The following is a 26,359-nucleotide window of genomic DNA, read 5'->3' as shown; positions in this document are numbered from 1 at the left end:
TCACTGACCGGAGATAGGGAAGGGGCGCTTCTTCCGTGCCGCCGCAGGCCAGCTGCGGGCGGCCTGACCCAGGACGGCGTGCCAGGACGGGTGGCGCGGGGAGAGGTAGGCCAGCTCTTCGCCGACCGCCTTGCACATGTCGGGGTCCGGCTCGGCGTGCGGCTCGGACACATGCCACAGGGCGTGCAGCAGCCGGTTCACACAGCGCTCGATCTCATGCAGTTCGGCGTACCGGCCGTCGTGCGCGCCGAGGGCGATCTGCATCCGTTCGTCGGTCCACTCCGCGGCCGGTGGGGTGGGCGCGGTGGCGGCGTATCGCAGGCACAGCAGCCAGTGGGCGGCGGCCTGGGCGTCCTTCTCCGACTGGAACTCCTCCGTCAGCATGGCCACCACCGTCTCCGCGTTCCCCGCCGCGAGGGTATGCCGCAAGGCGTCCGCCTCGCCGCTCTCGCCGCGCTGGGCGTGGTGCATCCGCAGGAAGCGGTGGATGTCCTGCCAGCTGCGGCCGTCCTCGGCCCGTGACGAGGTGCGGCGCGCCTCGTGTACGAGCAGCGTCCGCAGCAGGGCGTCGGTGACCAACGGCGCGTCGGGCGGCGTGAGTTGCTGCCACTGCTGCTCTTCGAGGTAGTCGGTGGCGGAGTTGGCGGGCAGCTGGTCCGGGCCCTGGAGACGCAGATTCTCGGCCAGTGCCTCCGCCGCGGTGCTGTCGCGGGCGAGCGAGAGCAGGGTCAGCCGGTCGCGCTGGCGCCGGTTGGGAAGCAGCCGCTCCAGGAGCGCTTCGGTGACGGCGCGGCCGTCCTTGGCGTGCAGTTCGAGGAGGTCGCGCGGGCCCACGCCGCGGCCCCGCTTGGTGGCGTCCAGGACGGCCGCGCACAGGACGGTGGTCACCGCGGGATGCCCGCCGGTCAGGGAGTGCACGGCGGAGGCCAGATAGGGGTGGAGCGGCCGGGCGGGCCAGTCCGGCACCAGGAGGGGCAGGATGTCGTCCCGGCTCAGCGGGGTGAGGGGTACGGCGAGCAGCCCGGCGGACGGCGCCAGTCCGTTGCGCTGCCAGCCGGAGGACTTCACCAGGTCGGGCAGGTCGCGGCGGATGGCGGCGGACGCGTTATCCGGTAAACCGCCGAGGCGGGTGGCCACGACGACGAGTTCCTCGTGGTCGGGGCGTTCGGGCATCGCGCGGTGTTCGAGAAGCAGGTCGAGGAAGTCCTGCCCGGACGGGAAGTGGGCGTCGTCGAGCAGGATGAGCGGCCAGGGCTCCCGGTTCCAGCGCTGCAGCCTGCCGTAGGAGGAGGCGACATCGTGGAGGAAGGCGGCCATCAGGCTCTGCTCGGCCGCGTGCCGGTAGTCGCCGCCCCGCTGGAACCACTCCCCGAGCAGCACCAGCGGATCCTGCCCGTCAGCGCCCCGTGGGAAGCGCCGCCGGTACCACTCCTGTGCCGCGGCCGGCTGATACCGGTCGGTGTACTCCGCCACCACGGCGGCGGTGACCGCGTCCCCGCCCCACTCCGCGTCGGCCTGCGCGCCCATCGTCTCCAGACGGCCTTCGACGGCGGTGGCCCAGGCGTGTCTCAGCGCGTTCTCGTCCCCGTCGGCGAGGCGGCAGGCGAGCAGCAGCCGGGCGAACGTCAGGCATGCCACGTCCCGCTGCTCGCCGTTGCCGCGGTACCAGCCGGAGACGGCGAACAGGCCGGGCACCAGGACCGGGAAGCGGCGGCGCACATCGGGGGCGAGCCCGCACACCAGCTCCGCGAGGATCTCGACGAGGGTCGAGGCGGTGGGGGCGCGGCCGTCGGCCGGGGCGGGCGGGAAGGTCTCGGATTCGGTGGCCACGGCGCGGACATGGGCCAGCGGCAGCCGGTCGCGGTAGCGCGCGGCGAGCTCTTCGAGCACCGCGCTGCGCCCCATGCCGTGGTATCCCGTCACCAGCACCACGGGAAGGTCGCCCTGGTGCTCCCGGCCCACCCGGGACCGCTCGTCGTAGGCCAGGCCGGTCAGCCGGGGAACGAGCGAGCGCAGCAGAGGGTCCCGGCCATAGAGCGGTGACCCTTCCGATACGCGCATCCTGCTGCGTCCCGCCTCAGTCGTCCTTTGCTGCCCGGCAGCCGTGACCTCGGAGACGGGCGGCACCGCTCCCCCGAGACATCAGCCGCTGACATCCGTACCAACTACGCCTACGTTCTTGAACTTACCCCTTGGGTAAACATCCCACCAGGCAATCGCGGCACCAGGTGTGAGCCGGGTGTGCGGTGGTGCCGGTCAGGGGTGCGGGTAGATGTCGAGTTCCACGCTGTCGGGGAGCGAGTCCGCGCCGCGTATCTCGCCCGGGTAGACGAGTCGCACCCGGCGCAGCCGGGGCAGTCCGGCGAGGGAGGCGAGATCGAGCTCCGCGACCTGCGACAGATGGATCTCCTCGAGCCCCGGAAGGCGCCGGGCGATGCGCCGCAGCGGCACCGCGGAGCCGGCCCTGGCCCATACGTCCAGGTGGGTGACCTGGGGAATCTCGGTGCGGGGGGCGAACAGCAGCATGCTCAGCTGCTGCGGGGAGAGCGTCAGCTTGCGCAGATTGGGCAACTCGGCGATGAGGGAGCCCCATTCGTCCGGCGCCAGGCGCTCGCTGGCGTCCTGCAGACGCAGCTCCTCCAGCTCCCGGCACTCCACGATCCCGGCGAGCTGCGCCGCCGACGACGGCAGGGAGAGCAGCCGCAGCTCGGCGGGGCGCGGGAGGTCGGGCAGACCGCGCCAGGGCACCTCCGGTCCGACGAGGAGCCCCTCCAGCCGGGGGCAGTCGGCCAGCTTCAGCAGGGGCTCGAACTGGGGGAGGTCCCGCAGCTCCAGCCTCCGCAGCCGGGGCAGCCGGGTCAGCGGTGTGGGGTCCTTGACGTTCCGGCATCCCTGCAGGGCGACCGTCTCCAGTTCGGGATAGGCGGAGAGCAGGGTGAGGTCCTCCAGCCGCAGGGTGTTGCGCAGGCGCAGCTCGCGCAGATGGCGCGGGTCGAGCGAGGCGCGGATGTCCTCCGGGGCGAAGTCGCCGTGCAGACCCACGCGTTGATAGCCGGACATGGTGCGCAGCGCCTCCAGCTCGGCGGGGGAGCGCACCGTGACGATCTCCTCGGGAGCGGTGTCGAGGAGCGGCCGTACGATCTCCTCCGCGTAGACCTTGGTGTCGAACCGGTCCCAGTGGGCGAGGAGTTGGGCGCGCACTGCGGGCTGGCCGGTGCCCAGGAACTCCCGGAGCCTGGGGATGGCGGCGTCCCCGCCGATCTGGCAGATCGCGTGGACGGTGGCCAGCTCCTCGTCGCCCTCCAGGTCCTTGGCGTCGGGCAGCAGGCCCAGGAGCAGCGGGCCCGTCTGCGCCAGTGACCTGGCCTCCCGCAGGCTGCGCGGCGGCAGCAGCCGGGCGGCCCGGTCCTCGATGGCCTCGCGCACCGTCGGCTCCAGGCGGGTGGCCTGTTCGAGGGAGGCGAGGGCGAGGAGCCGCAGCCGCGCCTGGACGGTGGCGTCCTGCTCCCGGTCGCCCCGCTCGCGCAGGCGGGTCAGCAGGTCGGCACGCTCTTGGTGACGAGCCTGTGCGACGGCCATCTGCACCACGTCCTCCCACTGGTCCAGGTGTGCGTTGTTCACCAGCATGCCCATATCGCGCTCTTCCAGCACGGCCCTGGCGCCCAGGAAGTCCTGGAAGGTGCGGTGGATGAAGTCGACCGCGCCCGGGGCCGGTTCGCGCAGCAGACCGGAGCGCTCCAGCAGATGCTGCAGGGCCTCCTCCGCCGTTCCGACGTCCGCGAGGCGGGGGACGGAGGGCTGCAGCCGCCGCACCACGTTCACCGCGTCGGGGCGGTCCAGCTGCGTCCGCTCGTTGCGGATCAGCCAGTACGCGAGCCTCTGGAGCGGCTCGGTGGCCGACTTCTGGTCCAGGGCCGGACGCCTGCGGCCGTAGACCTCGCGCTCCAGGTCGCGCCGCTCCAGGAGCATGGAGAGCGCCGCCTCGTACAGGGAGGCGCGGCCCTGGGGCAGGAAGCCGCGCCGCTCCCGGTGCAGGGCGCAGATCAGGCCGCACATCAGCGGATTGGTCGCCAGGCGGCTCAGCTCGGGGCTGCTGCGCAGCGACAGTGAGAGCGACTCGCCGAGCTCCTGCGAGGCTCCCGCCGCGGTGTGCCAGCGCCGGATGAACTGCTTCATGTCGGCGGGCCGCATCGCGGCGAGCGCGAACTCCTGGAAGCCCTCGCGGGCCAGCCAGCCCCGTTCGAGGGCCGAGGGGCGGGAGGTGAGCAGCCACAGATTGCCGGGGAAGACGGCGAGCAGTTTCTTCAGCCAGGCCCGCACCCGGGTCCGGTCGTCCTTCGGGATCTCGTCGGCCCCGTCGATCAGGAGCACGCCGCGCCCGTGCCGCAGCACCCGCGCGGCCCAGCCGTCGGGCTCGGTGCCCACCAGCGGGCAGCCGATCCAGCGCAGGAAGTCATCGGGCATGGGCAGCTCGGAGTCCCTGCGGGCCAGGGTGCGCAGCGGCAGGACGAAGGGGACGCGCCCGAACAGCTGCGAGAGCCCGCCCGGCACCCGGTCCTGCTGGGCCGTGGAGAGGGCCAGCCACTGGACGAGGGTGGTCTTGCCGGTGCCGGCGACGCCGCGCAGCAGGACGCGCTCATGGCTGGCGAAGACCGCCTCGGCGGGGCCCGCGGCCCGCTCGGCCTCGGTGTCCCGGTCGGCGCCGGGCTCGCCGTTCACCACCGGGACGCGGTCGGTGCCGTCGCGGTACGGCCTGGCCTCCAGGCTCAGATAGGCGGTCTCCAGCGGCCAGTCCTGACCGTCCGGTTCGCGGAGGTCGACGCCGTAGATCGTGAGCCTGCCGTGGCACTCGACGACGTAGCGCGCGTACTCCTCCTCGAACCGGATGTCCTGGTGGCTGATGTCCGGCAGCCGCCGCAGGATTGAGTCCAATTTCTCGCTCTGCTCCCGGATCTCGCGGCTCTGCTCGATCTGGGCTCGGGCCGCGAATCCGGGCCGCTGGCTGAAGAAGCGCATGAGATGGAGGCAGGCCGTCTCCAGGAGCCGGTCGTGGAAGCGGGCGGCGTCGTCGCTCAGCAGCCTGCGCGTGTCGGGGCCCGCCCGACGGGACAGCTCCGCGGCCAGCCGCTCGGGGCCGAGCGCGAAGGCGTGGACGTCGTCCATGTCGAGATCGCCGAGGGCGTGCAGGGTGCGGGTGAGCGCCTGGCCGACGGAGTCGTGCTCGTCGGCGCCGATCGGCGGATCGTGCGGCCCGGCGGCCCGTACGGCGCGGCGGACCAACTCGCGGGCGAGCTTGTGCAGATCGTCCTCGGTGAGGGTGCGGTGCTCCCGGGCGAAGGAGACGAGCCGGCGGATCGGAACGGGCCGCTCGCCGTACTCCGCCCCGGGCGCGCTCGCGGGCGGCAGCAGCAGCCGTTTGACCACCGGTACGACCACTGCCGATGCGATCCGCAGCCCCACCGTGCCGCCGTCCACAGCAGCCCCTCCCTCGCGGCGTCGGCGCGTGTTCCCCGCCGAGCCCCGTGCAACCCCTCACCTGCCGCTCACCATAGCCGCGAAGACCCCTCCAGGGTGAGGGTCCACGGGGCGCGAAGCGCGGTCGCACCGGTACGGTTTGGCCCATGGATGTCTCCGGAACAGCTTCCGCCGATGAAAACACCAGGCCGCAGGCGGTCATCAAGTCCACCGCACGCCAACTGCTGGTGAAACTGGGGGCCGGAGGGCTGACCCTGAACGCCGTTGCCCGTGAGGGCGGACTCGCCCTCAGCGATGTGGAAGCCGTCTTTCCGCATCGGGACGAGCTGCTGACCGCGCTGCTCATCGACGCCTACAACGACTCCGGCGCCGCGATGGAGCAGGCCGATCAGATCGCCCGGGACGCCGGCGCGCCGGCGAGTGCGCGGCTCCTCGCGGCCACCCGCGCGCTGCGCCGGTGGTCCTTCGCCAACCCTGCCGAGTTCACGCTGGTCTACGGCTCGCCCGTACCGGACTACCACGCCCCGCAGGACACCGTCCCGCCCGCCTCACGCACCCCCGCGGTGCTGGCCGGCATCGTGCGTTCGGCGCTGGAGGCCGGTGAACTCACCGCGCCCCGGCGTCAGGTGCCGGGGCCGCCGCTGCTCCTGCCGGAGGCCGAGGCGCTCTTCGGCGGGGTGCCCGAGGCTCCGTTCTCGGACCTCATCGAGCGCGGCATCGTGCTGTGGAGCAGTCTGGTCGGGCTCCTGGTCTTCCAGGTCTTCAGCCGTACCCATGACAGCGTCCGGGACGAGACCGCGTTCTTCGACTACGCCGTCGCGGTCGCGGCCGAGGGGATCGGACTCGTGGTTCCCTTGGGCGAGCACACCGACTGAACCGTTCGGCACCTGTGGGGGAAAGGGCCGTGACCACCATCAAGACTCTCTGCTTCGTCATCGCGGCGCTGTCGTCGTATGCCGCGCTGATCTACCGGCTGTTCCAGGTCAGGCGCAGCTGGCGGGACACCGCCTACCGCGCACTCGTGATCACCCTGCTGCTGCAGTGCCTCACCTTCACGATGGGTGCCTTCGCCATGGGGAGCGATCGCTTCCTGGGCGTCGGCAACCTCGCGATCCTGGTGATGCATCTGTCGGCGGTCGCCTTCTGCGTCAGCGCGCAGATCATCCTGCTGCACTGGGCGTCCGCCACCGAGGAGTCGGGGCGCAGGGCCCGCTACTGGCTGATCATCGGCGTCGCCCTCGACGCGCTGCTGACGGCGCTGTTCTTCATCGCCGACGGCCCCGGGCGGCCGGCCGAGGACTTCAACACCGGCAGCGGCCGGCCGCTGATCCTCACCTACCTCCTGGTCTTCATGGTCTCCCAGGCGGTTCCGTGCGTCACCATCCTGCGCCAGTGCGTGCCCTACGCCCGGATGGCGGGCAAGACCTCGCTGGGGCAGGCGCTGCGGATGCTCTCCGTCGCCGCGGTGATTCTCTTCCTCTACTGCCTGGCCAGGGTGGTCAACGTCGTCACGGCCGCGGGCGGGCTCGACATCGGCGGCTGGACGCTGGCCGCCTCCGTCTTCAGCGCGCTGGGCATCGTCACCCTCTCGCTCGCCCTGACGATCTCCTCGTGGTGGCCCTCGGCCTCCAAGCTGCTGGAGTGGGTGCGCGGTTACCGGTCCTACCGGGCCCTGTATCCGCTGTGGCGGGATCTGTACGAGTCCTCCCCGGACATCGTCCTGGAGCCGCCGGGGGCCACGGTCTCCGACCTCAACTACCGGCTCCACCGCCGGGTCATCGAAATACGGGACGGCTGGCGGGAGTTGCGCCCCTATATCGACCGCACCACGGGCGGCGACGGCCAGGCAAGTCCCAAGGGGAGCGAGGAGTCCCGGCAGGCGTTCGCCGAGGCGGCACAGATCAGGCAGGCCCTGCACGCCAAGCGCACCGGCACCATTCCCGACGACAACGCGGACACCGGCGACTTCGAGGACCGCGACACGGACAACTTCACCGCCGAGGTCGTCTGGCTCACCAAAGTGGCATCCGCCTACCGGCGGCTCGCCAAAGCGCGCTGAGAGAGGGATGAGAGGGATCCCGCCCGGTCTGCCCCCGTCAGGCCGAGCGGGATTTCCCCCGTGATTCCCCCGTTTTCCTTACTTCCGGGCCGAGCGGGTGGCCCCCGCCCGGCCCGGCTCGGCACAGCCCCTGAGAGCCGGGCCGAGCCGGGCCGATAGGACTGACAACCTACTCGGCCACCCCCGTGAGCGGAGTTAGCTGGCAGCTATCGGCGAGGTCCACGGTGGCGGAGTTGGGCCAGATTGTCAACTGACCGCTAATCTGCGAAACTGACGATTAGCCGGGGGCAAAGCCGAGGAGGTGAGGGAGGGAGATTCGCATGTCCGAGACTGACGACCGGCCCACGCTGGCAGTGCGTCTGGACAACCTCTTCAAGACGGTTCGTCCCAAGGGCAAGCACTGGACCAACGCCGAGGTGGCGGAGGAGCTGAAGCGGGCCAGCCCCGAGCTCAAGGTCGGCGGTGTGTATCTGTCGCAGTTGCGGACGGGCAAGCGCTCCAATCCCTCTCCGGACCTGCTGGCCGCCTTGGCGCGCTTCTTCGGCGTGTCGGTGGCCTACTTCTTCGACGACGAGGTCGCCGAGTCCGTGCTCAGCGAGGTCGCCGCCATCGAGGCGCTCCGGCAGGCCGGGGTCCGCGCCGTGGCGATGCGGGCGGCCGGCATGAAGAAGGAGAACCTCGAGGCCATCACGACCATCATGGACCAGTACCGGCAGCTGCAGGGCCTTCCGCCCGTGACCGACTCCTCGGACCAGGAATGAGGGGTGCGGCTGGGTGAGGAGCGCCAACAAGGGACGGTCGGCCGACCACGACCGGCGCAGTCAGCTCAAGAAGCTCCGGAAGGCCGGTGCGCGGCGGATCGCCGACCTCGACCTGCCGGAGGTGGCCGATGTGGCCGAGCTCTGCCGCTATCTCGGCGAGGTCCGCGGCCGCCCCATCACGCTGGTCCCGATGCAGATGCCCGCGACGCACCCGTGCGGCATGTGGGTCGCCGCCCGCGACGAGGACCTCATCTTCTACGACGCCAACACGACCAGCGCGCATCAGGAGCACATCATCTTGCATGAGCTGGGCCACATCATCTGCTGCCATCGCGGGGCGGGTTGGCTGGACGAGGCGAGCGCCCGTCTCCTCTTCCCCAACCTCGACCCCGACCTCGTGCGTGACATGCTCCTGCGCGCGACCTACGACGACGTCCAGGAGCAGGAGGCGGAGATCATCGCCTATCTGCTCTCCCAGCGGGTGGGCGGCACCGAGGAGCGGCATGGCACCGCCCCGGCCGAGGACTCCGGGGAATCCGGACAGGACGCCATGCTCAGCCGGATCGAACGCACCCTGATCTGACATGGATCCGACGGTGTCCCCCTCATCCCCCGGCGGCTGCCACCTCCTCGGCCAGCACCGCCACGGTGCGCCGGATGTCGTCCTCACGGTGCTCGCTGGTGACGAAGAACCGCAGCCTGGCGAGCCCCTCCTCGACGGCCGGGTGGAAGATCGGATCGGCGATGACCCCGCGGTCGAAGAGCCGGTCCGCGACGCGCAGGGTCCGCGCCGAGTCGCCGAGCACACACGGCACGATCGGCGTGTGGGCGCTGGAGCCGGTCGCCAGACCGGCCGCGGCGGCCAGGCCCAGGAAGAGTTCAGCGTTGCGTCGCAGGGCGGCCACCCGGTGCGGCTCCGCGAGGATCAGCTCGGTGGCGGCGAGCGCCGCGGCCGCGTTGGCGGGGGTCAGCCCGACGCTGTAGACGAAGCCGGGCAGCGTATGCCGCAGCCACCGCACCATCCGGGCCGAGCCGCCGAGATAGCCGCCGCAGCTGGCGAACGTCTTGGAGAGGGTGCCCATCCACAGATCCACACCGGACCGGTCGACGCCGAAGAACTCGCCCACGCCACGGCCGCGTTCGCCCACCGTGCCGATGCTGTGCGCCTCATCGACCATCAGCAGGGCGCCGTAGCGCCGCTTCAGCTCGATCACGGCGGGCAGGTCGACCAGGTCGCCGTCCATGCTGTAGGCGCCCTCGACGGCGATCAGTACCCGTCTGAACCGGGACCGGTTGCGCCGCAGCGCGTCCTCCAGCCCGCCGATGTCGTTGTGGGGGAAGGGGCGCCGCGCCGCCCCGGACAGGGCGCAGCCCTGGAGGATGCTGTCGTGGGCGAGCGCGTCGTGCACCACAAGGTCCCGCGCGTCGACGAGATGCCCTATCGCGGTGACATTGGTGGCGTGGCCGCTGACCAGCGCCAGGCAGTCCGGGACGCCGAGGAAGTCGGCGAGCGCCCGCTCCAGCCGTACGGTCAGCTCCCGTTCGCCGGAGAGCACCCGGCTCGCCGAGACCGAGGTGCCGTACCGGTCCACCGCCTGGTGCACGGCCTCGTTGACCGCCGGATGGCCGGAGAGCCCGAGGTAGTTGTAGCTGCCGAAGGACAGGTACGGCCGTCCGTCGATCACGGTCGTATCGCGGATGTTGCCCTGATGGACGCGGAAGTACGGGAAGTCCGCGCCGCTGCCGGCGATCGCGCTCAAGCGCTCCTCGAACTGCCGCACCTCGGGGAAGTCATCGGCGCAGGCACTCGCCGCGTCCCAGTCCGCCCGCGTCTGCTGGGGCAGCGGCGCACCGGCGGCCGGCTCCGGTGTGAGGTGCGGATCGACGAGCGCCACCAGCCGTTCCACGGTGAGGTCGGGCGAGAAGATCTCCTCGGTGCGGAATCCCGGTATGCGCTTGCCGATGTTGACTTCCAGCTCCTGCAGCATCAGGGAGTCGAAGCCGAGGTCGGCCACCAGCCGCATCCGCTCGGTCAGGTCGGCGAGCGGGAAGACGCCGGTCCGCGACAGCTCTTCGAGCACGATGGACCCGGCGGACGCCCCGCCGCCCCGCGCCGCCGCGGGCGCGCCCACCGGCCCGGTCCGGCCCTCCCCCACCGCCCCGAGGGCGTGGGAGGCGTCCTCTTCCTCGGGAGCGCGCGCCGACTCGTCCACCACCCAGTGGTGGCGCGGAGCGAGCGGGCTCGGCGGCAGGGTGACGGGGGGTGTGCGCTCCCCCACCGGGCGAAGCACGGCGCCGGTGACCGCGCGCTGTGCGAGCTGGGCGAGTGCGGCCGAACGGGCGTCGGCGGGCAGCGAGCCCGGCTCCGGCACGGCGGCCTCCACCAGCTCGCCGGGGGGCACGGTGCCGGTCACCAGCCCCGCCCCGAGATCCCCGGTGCGGCCGGCGGCCACGGCCTCGGCCGCCGCGGTCAGCCGGGTGGCGGCGTCGGCGGCGTCCTCCGCCACCAGGGCGAGGCGTTCGGCCAGCGGAGCCCGGCGGGCCAGGGTGTCCGCCACCCTGGCCAGCGGCGGCCGGTCATCGGCGAGGGTGTGGGCCAGCTCCCGGGCGTAGCGGGCCAGTCCGGCCCGGTCGCGGGCGCTGAGCACCAGCAGATGCGGTCCGCCGTCCGGTGCGGGGCGGGCCGGTGCCGTGGCGCACTCCTCCACCACCAGATGGACACCGGTGCCGCCGAAGCCGAAGGCGCTCACCCCCGCCCGGCGCGGCTGCCCGGGGTCGGGCCAGCCGGCCGGCTTCGTCGGGATGGCCAGCCGCGCGGCGTCGAGTCCGGAGCGGTCGGCCAGGTCGAAGTCCGGCTGTGGCGGTATCACCCCCCGGTGCACGGCCAGTACGGTCTTGACGAGTCCGGCGATCCCCGCGGCGTTGAGCGCGTGCCCGACGACCGCCTTCACCGCGCCGAGGAAGGCGGGTGCGCCCCGCTCGCCCCGCAGTTCCCGCAGGACACCGACCTCGACCGGATCGCCGACCGTGGTGCCGGTGCCGTGCGCCTCGAGGTATCCCACCGCGTCCGGGGCCAGGTCCGCGTCGCGATAGGCCCGGCGCAGGGCCCTGAGCTGACCGGCCGCCTGGGGGTGCATACCGCCCTGTACGGTCCCGTCGTTGGCCGTGCCCACGCCCCGGATCACCGCGTAGACGCGGTCACCGGCGGCCAGCGCGTCGGCCAGCGGGCGCAGCGCCAGGACCCCGGCGCCCTCCCCCAGGACGAAGCCATCGGCCTCCGCGCCGAACGGCAGGCATCTGCCGCTGCGCGAGATGGCGCCGATCCGGCACAGCCCCACCAGCAGGTCCGGGGCGAGGATCAGCTGGGCGCCGCCCGCGAGCGCGATCCGGCAGCGGCCCGCGCGCAGTGCGAACACGGCGTTGGCCACGGCCATGAGCCCACCGGAGCACGCCGAGTCCAGCGCATAGCTCTCACCGTGCAGATCGAAGACCGAACTCACCGTGTTCGGCCCCATGTTGAGCAGCAGCCCGGCCACGGAGGAGCCGTGCAGCCCGTCCACCGCGCGGACCGTCTCCGGCCACCGGGGGTCGCCCGCCCGCGCCCCGAACTCGCCGCCGGTCAGCTGGCGCATCCGGATCTGCATGGTGCTGAGTTCGCGGTAGCCGCTCTCGGTGAGCGCCGTGATCACCGAGGTCTCCTCGCGGTCGAAGCCCTCGGCCTCCCATCCGGCGTCCTGGATCGCCTCCCGGGCCAGGTCGATCAGCAGCCGGCCCTGCGGATCCATCGATTTGGCCCGCCGTGGCGGGATGCCGTAGTGCGCCGCGTCGAAGTGGCCCACGTCCGGCAGCAGCGCCATGGTGTCCGTGTAGGCCGAGGATGTGTCACGTAAGTTGTCGCTGAGGAAGGTGGCGGTACGCCACCGCGAGTCGGGGATGGCTGTGAACTGCGCCCGCGGCTCGGTGAGGAGCCGCCAGTACTGGTTGACGTTCCGCGCCCCCGGGAACCGGCAGGCCATTCCCACGATCGCGACGTCATCACGCCGCGTTCCGCTTGCGCCCACTGTGGATTCCTTCGCTGTCACGGCCGTCACCGGGCGGTGGCCAGTCGCTCGCGCCACCACTCCACCGTCGCCTTGACCTGCTCGTCGACGGGGGTGGCGCGCACCGCGAACTCGGCTTCGTAGGCACTCGCGTCCATGATGAAGGGCCGGTCGAACTGGTACCGGACCTCCTTCAGCTCGCGGAGCAGCGGGGAGACCAGCGACGCGAGTCCCAGCACGGCCGACGGCAGCCTGCGCACCGCGACCGGCCCGGTCTCCGCCTCGGTGGCGAGGCGGTCGACCATCTCGCGGGTGGACAGCGCGGACGCCGTCGGTACGTGCCAGGCCCGCCCCCAGGCCCGCTCCTCGCCCGCCACCTCGGCCAGGGCGGCGGCCACGTCGGGGATATAGCTCCAGCTGTGCGGGGTGTCGGGGTCCCCGAGCGAGGAGACCGACTTGCCGCGCAGCACAGCTGGCACGACCCGCCCGGCAAGGTGTCCGCTGTCGGTGACCCCGGGCCCGAAGAAGTCCGACGCCCGCACCTCGACCGCCTTGATACGGCCCTGTTCATGGAGGTCCCGAGCCTGCTCCCACACGGCGGCGCGCACCCGCCCCTTGGTGCCGGTGGCGGCAAGCGGCAGCTCCTCGGTCATGGGGCCGTCCACCGGGCCGTACCCGTAGAGGTTGCCGAGCATGACCAGGACCGCCCCGGTGGCCTCGGCGGTCGTACGGAGCGACGCGGCCAGGGCCGGCCATTCACTCGCCCACCGGTGGTAGGGCGGTGCGCCACAGCTGTAGAGGGCGACCGCGCCCCGCACGGCCTCGGTCAGTCGCTCACTGTCCGTCGCGTCCAGCGCGACATGCTCGATACCCGGTTCCGGGCTGCGGCCCGACCTGGTGATGACACGTACCGTATGGCCTCTTTCGGCGAGCAGCCGAGCAGTGGCCGCCCCCGCGGGCCCGAATCCTATGACGACATGAAGGTTCACGCGCGCACACTAGCGTGAGTGCCCGTCAGTTTAGCGGTGATTTTCCCGGTGTGGCCGCACCGTGATCCCCCGGCCTGACAACGGCCCCCGGGTCACGGGGGCCGCTCACTTTGGTGGCTGGTGCTGTGCGCGTCAGGTGGCGGGGAACTCCCCGCCCTTGACGGCGGCGACGAACGACGACCAGGCACACGGCTCGAAGACGAGCGCCGGGCCGTGCGGGTCCTTGCTGTCGCGGACGGGGACCTCGCCGCGCGAGGCGACGAGGTTTGCGGCGACCTCGATGCACTGGCCGCCGTTGCCGCTGTATGAGGACTTGTACCAACGGGGGGATTCGGTCGTCACGGGGTGCCCTTTCGTAACTGCTCGATCATGGCCACGGATGCCGCCTGAGAGAGAGCTTCGGCCTGTAGCTGATGGTAGGCCGTCAGGAGGGGCACCACGAAGGTGCTTTCTCGTTCCAGGTGCCCCCGGTGGGCGGACTCGGCATACGACATGAGCGACCGATCCGGCATCGTCAGCACCGTAATGGGCAGGCTGAACGGCCGACGTGCCCCCATGCGGAACGGGGCGATCTGGAGCACGGTGTTCGGACGCTCGGCGAACTCCAGCAGCCGGGCGAACTGAGCGTCCATGATCGCGCGATCACCCATCGGCCGGAGGACGCACCCCTCGTCGAGCACCGCGAGGATCAGGGGTGCCGGGGTACGGGCCAATGTGGCTTGCCGCTGCGTCACCAACGCGACGCGCTCACTGGCTTGTTCGGGGGTGATCGCTTCCCGACGTACGGCATCCGCCTCCAGCGCCGCCGCATACTCCGGTGTCTGGAGCAGGCCGGGGATGACACCGACCTCATAGAGCCTGATCTCCGCCGCGCGTGCCTCATGCGTCACGTACTCCGGAAACCCTTCCAGCAGCGCCGTGTGCCGAAGGGCGCGGCTCTGGCGTTCAAGTCTGTCCCCGGTGCCAAGCACCTTGTCAGCGGTCGCCGCGAAACGTGGAGTTGGAGGGCGGCGACCAGTTTCCACAGCGGAGACGTGCGACGCGGAGCACCCCATGCGCTCCGCCAGCTCGTCCTGAGTCCAGCCACGCTCATCCCGCAACGTGCGCAGACGGTGCCCAAACGCCGCGCTCCGTGACTCTTCGGGGTCCAGCTCTTTCCGGTTCACCGGCCACCGTCCAACCATCTACACAAATAGCGCAAGTTGATGACATTCCCACCATAGGCCACCCTGAGCGCACTTGGTAGTGATTTCGCTACAGAGAGGAGTGGCCAATGGTCAGCGGGACCACGAACCCACCATGCGCGCCCACCCCGTCCCCCGGGTGCGCTCTGTGCGCCACCTCCGGCGACTTCGGACCCCACAAACCCACCGAGCCACATTCGGGCCTGTGCCCCGCGTGCATCGCGGCCGGAAAGCCCACCCGCGACGGCCTTGAACAGGCCGTCGTCATCGTCGCCGGGCAAAGCCTCGCCGCCGCCGAGACCCTGAACCTCGCCGACGCCGCTCCGGAAGAACTGGCCTACCACTTCGGCGCGGTGAAGCGAAGCCTGCGCAGCCTGCTCCAACTCCTCGCACCGGTCAACGGCGAGGGAGGCCACTGATGGCAGGCAACCGCCGGCCGGACCGGGACAAGCGGCCGAAGATGACGATGCGCGTCTACACCATGGCGCACAACGGGATCGTCACCACCCGCCGCGCGAGCGTGTCCGTCCTCGCCAAGGAGAAGGGCGACCCCTATTCACTGGGGCAGGCGTGGCCGCCGTGCCAGTGCCCCCGCCACCGCGACCACAACGACCCCACCCGCCTCAAGCGGTCCTGAAGACCACCGTCCGCCCCCTGCCCCGACTCTCGTGGCAAGGCGGGGGTGAATGGCTCGGGGTGAACTGAGGCGGGGCGGGGGCGTCAGTCGCCCGGATGGCCTCGCGAGCAGCACCACCGCGACGATCGTGAAGTCGCGGCAGCGGCCGAAGCGCCGCTGTGATGCGGCGGCGCTTCGGCTGCCGCGAAGTGGCCGGTTGTCGGCTCAGCCTCGGCGCAGGCTCGCCAGGAAGCGCCAGAGCGCGGAGCGGGGCCGTTCCGGCTGGGCGGGAGCTGGCGTCGCGTGGGCGGATGGCGTGGGCTCCGGCAGCGGGGCGGGCGCCGCAGCTCCGGCGGCCGGGGGCATCGGGGCCTGCCGCGTCCGCATCCGGTACCGGACCGGGAAGGACTTCAGACCGCGTACATACGTGGACGAGCGCCACGGCAACTGGTCCACGGGCAGACCCAGTTCGAAGTCACAGCGCTCGAACAGCTTGCCCACCGCCGTGGTGACGATCATGTCGGCGAGCCCCCGGCCCGGGCACTGGTGCGGCCCCGCGCCCCAGGCCAGATGGGCGCGCGAACTCACCGACGCATCCTGGCTGCCGGGCGTGGCGAACATCGGATCGCCGTGCGCGGCGGCGATGGAGGGCACCACCACATCGCCCGCGGCGAGCCGGAAGTCCCCCAGGTCGGTGTCGACCGCGGGGAAGCGGAAGGTGAGGTTGACCCACGGCGGCGAGGCGATGTGCACGCGGTTGACCAGCTCCTCGACCGGCCCCGCCATCAGCCCGGCCCGCGCCCCGGACTCCCCGGCCAGCACCTCCAGCACGCTGTTGATGATGGCGTGGCTGACCAGCTCCGACATGATGACGATGATCGCGTACAGCTCCAGGCCGATCTGCTCAACCGTCAGCGGGGGCTCGACGGCGAGCAGCCGGGTGGTCAGGTCCTCACCGGGGTGCTGCCTCTTGTACGCGGCGAGTTCGGTCGTCGCGGCCACCAGTCGGCCCACGGCGGCCGCGGCGTCCGGGCCGCCGTCCACCATGCGCCACGAGTCCATGAACACGTCGTCGCCCTGCTCGACGGGGAAGCCGAACAGCCGGTTGACGGCCATCAGCGGCAGCGCCCGCGCGAACTGCGCGCCGAGGTCCACCCATCCGCTCTCGCTGCCGTCCGCGAAGAAGGTGATCAGCTCGTCGGCGTGGCGGGAAACGGTGTTCGCCAACTCCCAGGACTGGGCCGTGTCGGAGTCCTGGAAGGGGGCGAGTGCCTCCTCCACGGCGGCGCGTGTCGCCTTGTGCCGCTGGTCGTCCTGGACCAGCAGATGGCTGACCTGGTAGCCGGGCAGATGCGGCCAGTCGGACGGCACCCGGCCCTCGCGCAGCCACCGCCAGTTCTGGACGTCCTTCTTCCACGCGCTCTCGTCGCGCAGCACCTCCCACACCTCGCGGTAGCCGAGCACCAGCCAGACCGGCACCCCGTGCAGATCGACGGGTGCCACCGGCCCGTACCGGGCCCGCAGGCGTGTGTAGACCGCGGCGGGCCGGGTCTCGAAGTCCCGTGTCATCAGCGGCTCGACCGCCAGGGACTCCAGCTCGGAAGGGGCGGAGGCGGGAAAGTGCATTTCGATGTCCTTAGTGCGACAGCTGGGCCATTCCGGCCGGGCCGCAGGGTCCGTGTGGGGGAAGCCACACGGCATCTGACGCGCGGCACGGAGCGAGAGTCGGCCCGCTACGGCGCAGGCCACACTAGCGGCCGTTCGGCGGGCTGAACAGCGTGGCCGAGCTCCATGGTCCGCGGCGCGGAACGGGCTGGGGCGCGGAACGGGCCAAGGCGCGGAGCGGCCAAGGCGCGGAGCGGGCTAAGGCTGGTGGCCGACCGCCTCCGCGTAGAACGAGCGGTCCACGACCTGGTCCTCGGGCAGGGGGTCGCCCTCGACCACCCCGGCGGCGGCGTACGCCTTCTGCAGCCGGTCCACCGTGCCCTCACGGATCTCCCAGTCCATGCGCAGCGACGGCACGGCGGCCAGTGTGTCCGGCTCGGTCTTGAGCGCTTCGCCGAGGTCGTCGAGGAACGCCGGGTCCTTCTTGTAGTCCCCGGCGAAGTAGGTGTTGACGGTGCGGATGTAGGCGCGCAGGAACGCCACCCCCGCGTCCGGGTTCCCGGTCAGCAGATCGGGGCCGAACAGCAGCCCGCCGAGTGGTTCGCCGCGCGGCTGGCCGCCGAGGAAGGCGTAGTCCGCGTCGCCGTCCACCTGGCGCCACACCGGGTCGAGCAGCCATGCCGCGTCCACTCCGCCGTTCTTCAGCGAGGTGAGGACCTCGGCCGGGCCGAGCTGCTGGAAGCGGACGCTGTCCACATCGGCCTGGTGCGCGGAGAGCACCTTCTCCATCGGATACATGATGACCGAGCCCTTACCGATGAGCGTGCCGACCGTACGGTCCTCGAGGCTGACCTCGTCCGCTGTCTCCCCCGGTTTCAGCCTGGCCCAAAATCCGCTCTTGGAGGCGGGCGCGGGCGTGAAGTTGCCGGCGACCCAGCGAATGGCGAACCCCTGGCGGATGCCGTTGAGCACGGCGGCCTCCGGCGCCGCGTACTGGACGTCGATATCGCCCTTGGCGAGCAGCGGAAGCGCGTCCGGGGTGGGCAGCAGCTTCAGTTCGACATCGAGCTTCTCCTTGCTGAACTCGCCCTTCGCCATGGCGATCCGCAGGGGCGCGAGGTACTCGGCGGTCAGCGTGCTGGCGGAAACGACGATCTTCGTCTTCGTCTTCAGCGGCTTCGGCGCGGGCGCGCCGGGCGCACAACGGGCCGGCCCGCGGGCGGCGGACGCGGCGGCGGGGTCGGTCCAGCCCTTGGCGCAGCCCGCCACCGGGGTGATCGGGCGGGGCCCCGCCGATGTGCCCGAGCGCGCCGACTCCGAGGTCTGCGCGTCGCAGGCGGCGAGGGAGCCGAGGACGCCGAACAGGGTCACGCCCGTGATCAGGGCGCGGGCGAGGGAGGGTCTCCGGGCCATGGGTGCCGCCTTCCAGGGCTGGGGGTCGGAGCCGGGGTGAGGGTCAGGGCCGGGGTGAGGGTCAGGGCCGGGGTGAGGGTCAGGGCCGGGGTGAGGGTCAGGGCCGGGGCCGGCCGCGGTCCCGCGGCGCCCAGGGGGTGAGCCGACGGCCGATGAAGCGGACGAGTTCGGAGAAGACCACGCCGAGCACGGCCACGCAGACGATGCCGACGAACATCACATCGTTCTGGAACAGCGTCCGCGAGTCGAAGATCAGATGGCCGAGGCCGTCGTTCGCGGCGATCTGCTCGGAGGCGACGATGACCAGCACCGCCACTCCGGACGCGACCCGCATGCCGACCAGGACCTGTGGCAGCGAGGCGGGCAGCAGGACATGGCGGAACATCTGCCAGGGACCGGCGCCGAACACCTGCCCGGCCTCCCGGTAGCCCTCGGCGACGCCCATCACGGCGGCCATCGTGGAGATCCATACGAAGAAGAAGACGGTGGTCGCGACCAGCGCGATCTGAGGGCCCTCACCGAGGCCGAACATGTTGAGGAACACGGGGAGCAGCGCGAGCTTGGGCACCACGTACAGGGCGTCGAGCAAAGGCTCCAGCGCGGCGCGGACCATCCGCAGCGCGCCCATCACCAGCCCGAAGAGATAGCCCGCGGCCGTGCCGAGCGCGTACCCGGCGACCACCCGCTGGAGCGTGGCCCATACGTCCGGCCACAGCTTGCCGTCGGCGGCGCGCTGCCAGCCGTCCGCCGCGATGGTGGACGGCGCGGGGTAGATACGCGAGTCGATCCAGTGCTGATCCGCGGCCAGTTGCCACAGCAGGATCAGCGCGGAGGGCACGGCGAGGGCGAGGGCGAGCTCGATGCCGCGGCGCCGTCGGTGGGCGCGGACGGGATCGCGCTCCCCCGGTCCGGGGCGCCGTACCAGCACGGTCTCGGCGGGCCCGCCGTCCACCGCGCCGGGCCGGGCGGTCGGGGCCGAGGGGGCCGTGCTCTCGCCCTTCATGAGGGCTTCCCCACCGGGTCCGCCGGGGCGGCGGCACCGGCCCCGGCCCGCTGGACCTCGTCGCGCAGCAGCTCCCACAACTCGGACTGCAGCGCGGCGAATTGGGGAGCGCGGCGCATCGCCCCGGTGCGCGGGCGGTCGAACGGCGGGCGGCGTTCGGCGATCACCCTGCCGGGCCTGGCCGACATCACCACCACCCGGTCCCCGAGCACGATCGCCTCCTCCAGGCTGTGGGTGACGAACAGCGCGGTGGTACGGGTCGCCTGGCACACCGCGAGCAGCTCGTCCTGGAGGATGGTGCGCAACTGGGCGTCGAGCGCGGCGAACGGTTCGTCCAGCAGCAGCACCTCCGGCTCCACCGCGAGCGCGCGGGCAATCGCCACGCGCTGCCGCATCCCGCCCGACAGGGTGGCGGGGTAGGCGTCGGCGAAGTCGGCGAGACCGAGCCGGGCCAGCCAGTCCCTGGCCCGCGCGTCGGCGGCCTTGCGTGGTACGCGCTGCACGTCGAGGCCGAAGCGGACGTTGGCCAGCACGGTCTTCCAGTCGTAGATCCCGTAGTCCTGCGGGATCATCGCGGCCGGATGGCGCCGGCCCGCGCGCAGCTCGACCTCACCGCCGCTGGGGCGGACGAGTCCGGCGACGATGCGCAGGAACGTGGACTTGCCGCAGCCGGACGGGCCGACGATGCAGCAGAACTCCCCGTGCTGGATGTCCATATCGAGTGGTCCGAGGGCGTGCACCTGCCGGGTTCCGTGCCCGAAGGTGCGGGTCACCGCGCGGGCACGTACTTTCGGCGCGGTCCCGGGTGTGGTGTGCGGCTCCACCCGTAACTCCTGATCCGGTTCGGCGGGTGTCGTGCGACAACGGCTGCGCGCACCTCACGATATGACGGACCGTCAGATATGGGCAAGAGTCGCGGACGACTCACGAACTCAGGACAGGCGGCGGCACAGCAGCGCGTCCGGGCCCCCGGAGCTGCCCACGCGCGTGGTGAAGGCGACCCCGGCGGCGTACTCGTCGGACGCGCACTGGCCCTTGTAGGCGCCGTGGGCGAAGTCGCCCCCGGCGGCATCGGCGGGCCGGTTGTCCGACCGGTCGAACCACACGGTGCGTGCCGTGGTGCCGAGCGGGGTGCGGGCCGGGGCGCACAGTGCGGCGGACACCCGGCCGCCGCGGCGGCTGTAGCCGATCAGGAACTGGTCCGAGGGGCACTGGAACTTGGTGTAGCCGGAGGCCCAGTCGCCGCCGGAGGGCACATACCGCTCGTCCGTGACGACCGTATGGGCGGTGCCGGGCGCGCGCTGGTCGTCGGCGCCGGTGTCGGTGCACAGTCCGCGCCCGGCGGTGTGGCTGAGGCCGATCAGCCGCAATCCGTCGGGGCAGGCGGCCTTGTAGGCACCCGGATCCCAGTCGCCGTGGGCCCGCTCGATCAGCGACCGCACCTGGTCGCCGTGGTCGGTGACGAGCATGCGCCAGGAGGGAACGGGGTCGACGGGCCCGGTGTGCTCGGGCGCGGTCATCAGCCGGTGCCACGCCGTGCCGCGCCAGTCGCCCTGGTCGAGGATTCCGTATCTGCGGCCCGTGGAGTCGTAGCGCAGCAGCGACCAGTCGTCGTGGCCTTCCCAGCCCACGAGTGGCCAGTAGGCGAAGTCGGCGTCGCGGTCGGCGAAGTAGTCGGTGATATGGGTGAACCAGGCGCGCGGCGCGGTGCCCGTCTCGGCCGATCCGATGCCGAACTCGCTGATCCACACGGGTGCCGTGTAGTGCCGCCCACTGTCCTCGGCGACGAAGAACGCCTGGTCGGTGAGGACTCGATACAGCTCATCGCGGCTGAGGTCCTGGTACCGGGGGTCGTGGGTCTCGCCGACGCCGCTGGCGCCGCTGTGGCGAGGGCCGGTGTATCCGTAGAAGTGCGCGGAGTAGACCAGCTTGTGGGCGTTGACGAGGGTGTGCGAGAGGGTGCGCGCGGGCGCCAGGGTGGGCCGTTCGTGGGGCAGTCCGTCGACCGGTATCCCCGTCCAGTTGATGCCCTCGACGACGATGAGGAGGTCGGGGTCGCCGTCGGTGAGGATGCGGTCGGCGGCTTGTTGCGCGGCGGCGTACCAGTCGTGTGCGTCGCCGAGCCCCCAGTTGGGGTCGTCCAGGATGTCGCGGCGTACCTCGTTGTAGAGGTCGGCGCCCACGACGCGTGGCTCATCGGCGTAACGGCGGGCCATGAAGACCCAGTCGGCTATCCAGCGCTGGGTGGTCTGGCCGCTGTTCCACCGCTCGTTGCCGTCGACTCCGCAGCACCACCGGGTGGTGTTGGTGTGGTTGTTGAGGATGACGGCGAACCCGTCGCGGCCGAGGGCGGACACCACGGCGTCGAAGATCTGCAGCGGTGTCTTTCCGCGCAGTCGCGGGTTGGCGGCCACGGCACCGTCCGGCACGGTCGCGGTGGCGTGGATCATCTCGTTGGAGAACGGCAGCCGGATGCTGTTGATGCCGAGCCGATGGAAGTCGGCGAGCAGCGTCGGCAGCGGGACGCGGTCCAGGCCGAGGGGTATGCCGTGGGAGTTCTGGCCGGCGTGGTGGTTGGCGGGGTCGTCGACGCCGCCGCTGCCCGTCCACGACCCCTGCGCACCGTCCCAGTTGGCCGACTTCAGCCGGAACCGGTCGCCCTTGGCGTCGACGACGTAGCGGCCGCGGGTGGACAGCGGCGGCTGCCAGGTGTCGGCAGCGGGAGTGGCGGCCGGGGCGGTGGCGGGCTGGTGCGCGGCGGCGACCGGCCCCGGCGCCGTGACCAGCAGCGCGAGGATCGCCGCGAGTCCCATCGGATACCTGAGTGAGCTCCTGGTCGGCATGCGGCCTTCCCCTGGGTCGGCGGCCGGGCAATCCCTGCCGGGCAGGTGACTGTAGGACGGCCCGCTCGAAGTGTCGAGTACGCCCCCATGCGCCGGGCCCTGCCGGGCCCGGCGCCGTCCGGCCCGGATCAGTCGATCACCAGCCGCGCCCCCTGCGTCTCGGCGGAGGACGGTCCGGTCTCCAGCATCAGCTCTCCGGGCTCGACGGCGAGGCCGAGGTCCCGGGTGACGGAGGCGAGGGTGTCGGCGTCGATCGCGAACACGGCGTCGGACTCCTCCCCCGGCCGCAGGTCGAGGCGGGCGAATCCGCGCAACTCGCGGACGCGGGGCCAGGAGGAGCCGCCCGACAGCCGCCGCAGATAGAGCTGGACCGTCTCGCGCACCGGCCGCTCGCCGGTGTTGCGCACGGCGACCCGGCAGATGAGGGTGGGATCGTCCGGGGACACCCGGGCGCGGGAGAGCCGTGGCGGAGCGTAGGCGACCGTGGTGTACGACAGGCCGTGGCCGAAGGCGTACCGGGCCGTGGCGGGCTGGTCCACATAGCCGCGGTAGCCGTGGTCCTTGGCGTTGTAGAACACCGGAAGCTGCGCCGCCGACCGGGGGATCGACACCGGCAGCCGCCCCTCCGGCCCGGCCGCGCCGAACAGCACATCGGCCACGGCCCGTCCGCCCCACGGCCCCGGATACCAGGCGCTCAGCACCGCCCCGGCCGTACCCGAGAGGTCGGGCAGGGCGTGCGGACGGCCCTGGACAAGGACCACGACGACCGGCACGCCGGTGGCCGCCACCGCGTCCAGGAGCGCCAACTGCCCGTCGGGCAGGCGCGGATCGGCCAGGTCGACGCCCTCGCCACACGTCATCCCGGCGGGGTTGGCCGAGGTGACGACGGCCGCGCCATTGGTGTCGAAGGAGGTGTCGCCCGAGCGCGCGCTGGACCCGCCCAGGACGAGGACCGCGATGTCCGCCGCTGCCGCCAGCGCGGCCGCCTCGGGGACACCGGAGAGGTCGCCGCCGACCAGATCGCATCCGGGCGCGTAGCTGATCTCGGTGTCCGGCGGGGCGGCCGACCGGATGCCGTCCAGGACCGTGACATGGTCGGAGCCGGGCCGTTGCGGGGCGGTGTAGTCGCCGATCTGCTGGGCGATGGAGTCCGCGTTCGGGCCGAGGACGGCGATCCTGCGGATGGCGGGCGCCAGTGGCAGGACACCCCCGTCGTGGGCGAGCAGTGTGATGGACGCGCGGGCGATGCGCTCGCTCAACTCGCTTGGGTCGGGGCGCTGTTCGGCAGCGGGGGTATGCGGCTCGGGGCGCTGTTCCCCGGTACGCGTAGAGGGCCGCTCGAAGAGGCCCAGCCGGAACTTGAGCGCCAGGACCCGGGCCACGGCGGTGTCCAGGGCCCGTTCCGTGACGAGCCCCTGGGCGACCGCCTCGGCCAGCCGCGGAAAGCAGGCGTCCCAGAGGCTCAGATCGCATCCGGCGTTCAGGGCCAGGGCGCCCGCGGCCACCGGGTCGCCCGTGAGCCGGACCAGCCGGTCGACGGCGGCGCCGTCGGCCATCACGATCCCGTCGAACTCCAGCCGCTCCCGGAGGAGTTCGGTCAGCAGGGGACGGCTGGCGACACAGGGCAGACCGTCGAATTCGTTGTAGGCCGCCATCACCCCGGCGGCCCCGGCGCGGATCCCGGCCCGGGCCGCCGCCAGATGGATCTCGTGCATTTCGCGGGCGCCCAATTCGGTGGCCGCGCTGTTGCGTCCGCCGACCGTGGCCCCCTGTCCGGCGAAGTGCTTGAGCACGACGGCCACGCCGGCGGTGCGCATGCCCCGCACCAGCGCCGCGGTGAGCCGCCCCGCCAGATACGGGTCCTCACCGAAGCACTCCTCCGCACGGCCCCAGCGCGGGTCGCGCACCAGGTCGAGGGCGGAAACGAGCGCCACATGGCCGCCCCGCGCCCGCACCTCCGCGCCGACCGCGGCCGCCGCCGCCTCGTAGAGTCCGGGGTCCCAGGTGGCGCCGACGGCGAGGTTGACCGGCAGCACCGTGCCGTCCAGGGCCTGGTGGCCGTGGGGAACCTCCTCGACGAACAGCACCGGAATGCCCAGCCGGGTGTTCTCCACGATGTGCCGCTGCACCGCGTCGGCGACCCGCGCCCCGTCCGCCGCCGTGATGCCGTCGGCGAAGCCGACGCCGGACCACGCGTCGGCCCGCTGCAGCCCGTACAGGGCGCCCATCCCGTCGTACGCGGCGACCTCGGCGCGGAAGGCGCCGGTGAGCCGGTGGCCGTCGCCGTCCCGCTCGTAGGCGTGCCAGCCGTACATGCGCTGGTTGACCTGGCCGACCTTCTCGGTGAGCGTCATGCGCCCCAGCAGATCGCGGACCCGCTCGGCCACGGGCGCGGCGGGGTCGCGGTAGAGGTGGCCGGTCATCGCAGCTCCAGGACGCGCACCCCGTACGGGGCGATCGGCACCTCCGCGACCGGTGCGCCGGACGCGAGGTCGCACAGGGCGCCGTCGGCCTCGGGGCGGACGGTGAGCTCCTCGGCGCTCTGGCTGACCAGCCATACGAAGCGGCGCCCGTCGTCATGGACGAGGAGGTCCGCACCGACGTGGGGGCTGTCGACCGTCACCGGGCGGCGGGCCCCGGCGACGTCGGCGAGCGCCGCGTACAGCCGGTGGGTGTCCTCGGGGTTGGCCCGCGCGGTGCGGGCGGCCATGTGCTCCAGGGGGTAGGTGGCCAGGACGGTGCGGCCGCGCCCGGTGTCGTGCACCAGGAGGGCGGGCCGGCCGTGGGCGTCGACGGCCACCACCCGGGCGTCCCGCGGAACGACCGGCAGATACGCCCGGCTGTCCTCATTGCCGGCGACGGGGAAGCGCAGGCAGGTCCCGGCCGCGAGCCCGCCGAAGTCCTCGGTGAACGTCATCTCCAGGACGTCGTCCTCGATGGGCTCGGCGACACCGTAGGAGAGCTGCAGTTCGACGCCGAACAGCCCGTCCAGGTCGTCGAACCACGGGCCGCGGGTCCCGGGGTACTCGCCGGAGCAGAACGAGAGGTAGACCGTGGCGCCCGCGCGGGCGCGGCGCTCGAGCTCACGCCGGGTGCGGGTGGTGAGCTGGCGGGTGGCCGGCAGCAGATACAGGGCGGCGTCGCCGGGCAGTCCGTCGGCCTCCCGGGTGAAGCCCACCGGCAGGTCGGCGGCGCGGGTGGCGACATAGCTCTGGTGCAGGGAGGTGAAGATCAGCGGGCGGTCGGCGGGCCTGCTGTAGGGGTAGCCGCGCTCCAGGAAGGCGGGCACGACCAGCGCCGCGTCCGCGTCGGCGCGGCGGCAGTGTGCGAAGTCCACGTCCTTCAACACCTCGGCGAACGCGGCGAGTTCGAGCAGTGGCGCCTTGGGGGCACCGGTGCTGTCGGTGATGCCGAAGTGCATCTCGAAGGGGTGGTGGTCGTACGGCGAGCGATCCCACAGGTCGTCGTAGTCGGTGTTGTTCCAGGCGATCCAGCCCGTGGCCCCGCCGAGCAGGGAGTTGTGGAGGGTCTGCCGGTAGTAGACGGCCGCGTTCCGGTCGGAGACGGTGTCCGTGGAGAGGCCGAACTCCTCCAGGACGACGGGCTGTCCGGTGACCGACGCCAGTTCGCACTCGAAGGCGGCGCGCAGATGCTGACGGGGCCGGTCGGTGTCCGAGCGGTACACATGCGGGCCCACGAAGTCCACGTACTCGGCGGTCTCGCGCAGTGAGAAGCCGTTGTCGCGGCCGGTGACCTCGATGCCCCACGCGCCGTCGCCGAGGGAGACCGGCTGGGTGCCGCCGGCCGCCCGTACGGCGTTGCACATGGCCTGTGCCCAGGCGGTCACCACATCGGAGGACGGCGGATCCACCTGGTAGATCCGGCCGTAGCCGGGCATCTCATTGGTGATGAGCCAGCCCGTGACGGCCGGGTGGTCCTTGAAGCGGCGGGTCATCTGGGACACGAACCACGCCTGGCGGCCGACCATCCACACGTCCTCGTAGAGGTCGCGGCCACCGCGCCAGGCGGGGTCCCAGTTCTCGCCCGACATGTGTCCGACGATGAAGGTGGGCACCGTCGCCATGCCGATCTCGGTGTGGGCGTCGAGGAAGTCGCGGAAGCGTTCGCACAGCGTCTCGTCGACGTGGTCGGGCCGCGGATGGAAGTCCGGCCAGTAGAAGAACGACCGGGTCATCGTCAGGCCGTGCTCGTGCAGCACCCGCAGCTCCGCGCGGACCGTCTTCGGGTCGTAGTCGCGCCACATCAGGGGCCCGCCGGTGCGGGACCAGAAGTTGGCGCCGAGCCAGGGCAGGACGGCGGGGTGGTGGATGAGCTGGGCGCTGTGGCGTCGCATGGTCCTTCTCGGGTGTC

The 26,359-nt window shown here is 72.1% G+C and carries 19 protein-coding genes; 6 read left to right on the top strand and 13 right to left on the bottom strand.

Going from position 1 to position 26,359, the window contains the following annotated elements; translation table 11 throughout:
* Both AS97_RS38200 and AS97_RS38195 read right to left on the bottom strand, forming a co-directional pair.
* Complete coding sequence (locus tag AS97_RS38200; RefSeq protein WP_210566497.1) at positions 1–2,061, bottom strand: ATP-binding protein; 2,061 nt, start codon at positions 2,059–2,061, stop codon at positions 1–3.
* A gap of 195 nt (positions 2,062–2,256) precedes the next feature.
* Positions 2,257–5,475 carry an NACHT domain-containing protein gene (locus AS97_RS38195; RefSeq protein ID WP_210566496.1) on the bottom strand — a complete coding sequence of 1,073 codons (3,219 nt, stop codon included), beginning with the start codon at positions 5,473–5,475 and terminating at the stop codon, positions 2,257–2,259.
* 146 nt (positions 5,476–5,621) lie between these two features.
* Here AS97_RS38195 and AS97_RS38190 point away from each other — a divergent pair, with 146 nt between their 5' ends.
* The 4 genes from AS97_RS38190 to AS97_RS38175 all read left to right on the top strand — a co-directional run bounded on the left by AS97_RS38190 (position 5,622) and on the right by AS97_RS38175 (position 8,878).
* Positions 5,622–6,350, top strand: coding sequence for a TetR-like C-terminal domain-containing protein (locus tag AS97_RS38190; RefSeq protein WP_210566495.1), 729 nt, complete (start codon positions 5,622–5,624; stop codon positions 6,348–6,350).
* Between the two features lie 29 nt (positions 6,351–6,379).
* On the top strand, positions 6,380–7,534 hold the full coding sequence (locus AS97_RS38185) for an MAB_1171c family putative transporter (protein WP_210566494.1): 1,155 nt from the start codon (positions 6,380–6,382) through the stop codon (positions 7,532–7,534).
* Positions 7,535–7,854: 320 nt separating this feature from the next.
* A complete protein-coding gene (locus AS97_RS38180; protein WP_059143323.1) occupies positions 7,855–8,295 on the top strand; it encodes a helix-turn-helix domain-containing protein in 441 nt (146 codons plus the stop codon).
* A gap of 13 nt (positions 8,296–8,308) precedes the next feature.
* Positions 8,309–8,878: a toxin gene (locus AS97_RS38175; RefSeq protein WP_086708902.1), complete on the top strand. Its 570-nt coding sequence runs from the start codon at positions 8,309–8,311 to the stop codon at positions 8,876–8,878.
* Positions 8,879–8,900: 22 nt separating this feature from the next.
* Here AS97_RS38175 and AS97_RS38170 read toward each other — a convergent pair whose 3' ends face one another.
* The 4 genes from AS97_RS38170 to AS97_RS38155 form a co-directional block, all read right to left on the bottom strand.
* Complete coding sequence (locus tag AS97_RS38170) at positions 8,901–12,356, bottom strand: aminotransferase class I/II-fold pyridoxal phosphate-dependent enzyme (protein ID WP_282615709.1); 3,456 nt, start codon at positions 12,354–12,356, stop codon at positions 8,901–8,903.
* Between the two features lie 26 nt (positions 12,357–12,382).
* Positions 12,383–13,324, bottom strand: a complete 942-nt coding sequence (locus tag AS97_RS38165; RefSeq protein WP_059143325.1) for an NAD-dependent epimerase/dehydratase family protein — start codon at positions 13,322–13,324, stop codon at positions 12,383–12,385.
* A gap of 132 nt (positions 13,325–13,456) precedes the next feature.
* Positions 13,457–13,666 (bottom strand): DUF397 domain-containing protein, encoded by a 210-nt coding sequence (locus AS97_RS38160; RefSeq protein WP_059143326.1) that lies wholly within the window; start codon positions 13,664–13,666, stop codon positions 13,457–13,459.
* Positions 13,663–14,508: a helix-turn-helix transcriptional regulator gene (locus tag AS97_RS38155; RefSeq protein ID WP_059143327.1), complete on the bottom strand. Its 846-nt coding sequence runs from the start codon at positions 14,506–14,508 to the stop codon at positions 13,663–13,665. Before AS97_RS38155 ends, AS97_RS38160 begins: the two co-directional genes overlap by 4 nt.
* An 89-nt stretch (positions 14,509–14,597) precedes the next feature.
* Here AS97_RS38155 and AS97_RS38150 point away from each other — a divergent pair, with 89 nt between their 5' ends.
* Both AS97_RS38150 and AS97_RS38145 read left to right on the top strand, forming a co-directional pair.
* Positions 14,598–14,927, top strand: coding sequence for a hypothetical protein (locus AS97_RS38150; protein WP_059143328.1), 330 nt, complete (start codon positions 14,598–14,600; stop codon positions 14,925–14,927).
* Positions 14,927–15,145 (top strand): hypothetical protein, encoded by a 219-nt coding sequence (locus tag AS97_RS38145; protein ID WP_059143329.1) that lies wholly within the window; start codon positions 14,927–14,929, stop codon positions 15,143–15,145. The genes AS97_RS38150 and AS97_RS38145 overlap by 1 nt, the downstream gene beginning before the upstream one ends.
* Positions 15,146–15,349: 204 nt before the next feature.
* Here AS97_RS38145 and AS97_RS38140 read toward each other — a convergent pair whose 3' ends face one another.
* The 7 genes from AS97_RS38140 to AS97_RS38110 all read right to left on the bottom strand — a co-directional run bounded on the left by AS97_RS38140 (position 15,350) and on the right by AS97_RS38110 (position 26,342).
* Positions 15,350–16,750: a cytochrome P450 gene (locus AS97_RS38140; protein WP_059143330.1), complete on the bottom strand. Its 1,401-nt coding sequence runs from the start codon at positions 16,748–16,750 to the stop codon at positions 15,350–15,352.
* 237 nt (positions 16,751–16,987) lie between these two features.
* A complete protein-coding gene (locus AS97_RS38135; protein WP_059143331.1) occupies positions 16,988–18,142 on the bottom strand; it encodes an ABC transporter substrate-binding protein in 1,155 nt (384 codons plus the stop codon).
* 97 nt (positions 18,143–18,239) lie between these two features.
* Positions 18,240–19,145: an ABC transporter permease gene (locus AS97_RS38130; protein ID WP_228053566.1), complete on the bottom strand. Its 906-nt coding sequence runs from the start codon at positions 19,143–19,145 to the stop codon at positions 18,240–18,242.
* On the bottom strand, positions 19,142–19,969 hold the full coding sequence (locus tag AS97_RS38125) for an ABC transporter ATP-binding protein (protein WP_059143332.1): 828 nt from the start codon (positions 19,967–19,969) through the stop codon (positions 19,142–19,144). Before AS97_RS38125 ends, AS97_RS38130 begins: the two co-directional genes overlap by 4 nt.
* A gap of 108 nt (positions 19,970–20,077) precedes the next feature.
* On the bottom strand, positions 20,078–21,988 hold the full coding sequence (locus AS97_RS38120) for a cellulase family glycosylhydrolase (protein ID WP_210566493.1): 1,911 nt from the start codon (positions 21,986–21,988) through the stop codon (positions 20,078–20,080).
* A gap of 128 nt (positions 21,989–22,116) precedes the next feature.
* Positions 22,117–24,411 carry a glycoside hydrolase family 3 N-terminal domain-containing protein gene (locus AS97_RS38115; RefSeq protein ID WP_210566492.1) on the bottom strand — a complete coding sequence of 765 codons (2,295 nt, stop codon included), beginning with the start codon at positions 24,409–24,411 and terminating at the stop codon, positions 22,117–22,119.
* Entirely contained in the window at positions 24,408–26,342 is a 1,935-nt protein-coding gene (locus AS97_RS38110) for a cellulase family glycosylhydrolase (RefSeq protein WP_210566491.1), read from the bottom strand. The genes AS97_RS38115 and AS97_RS38110 overlap by 4 nt, the downstream gene beginning before the upstream one ends.
* Positions 26,343–26,359 lie beyond the last annotated feature (17 nt).

The sequence above is a fragment of the Streptomyces sp. AgN23 genome (assembly GCF_001598115.1).
Taxonomy (GTDB): Bacteria; Actinomycetota; Actinomycetes; order Streptomycetales; family Streptomycetaceae; genus Streptomyces; species Streptomyces antimycoticus.
The sequence above is the reverse complement of the archived record's forward strand: the minus strand, read 5'-3'. Positions and strand labels throughout refer to the sequence as shown.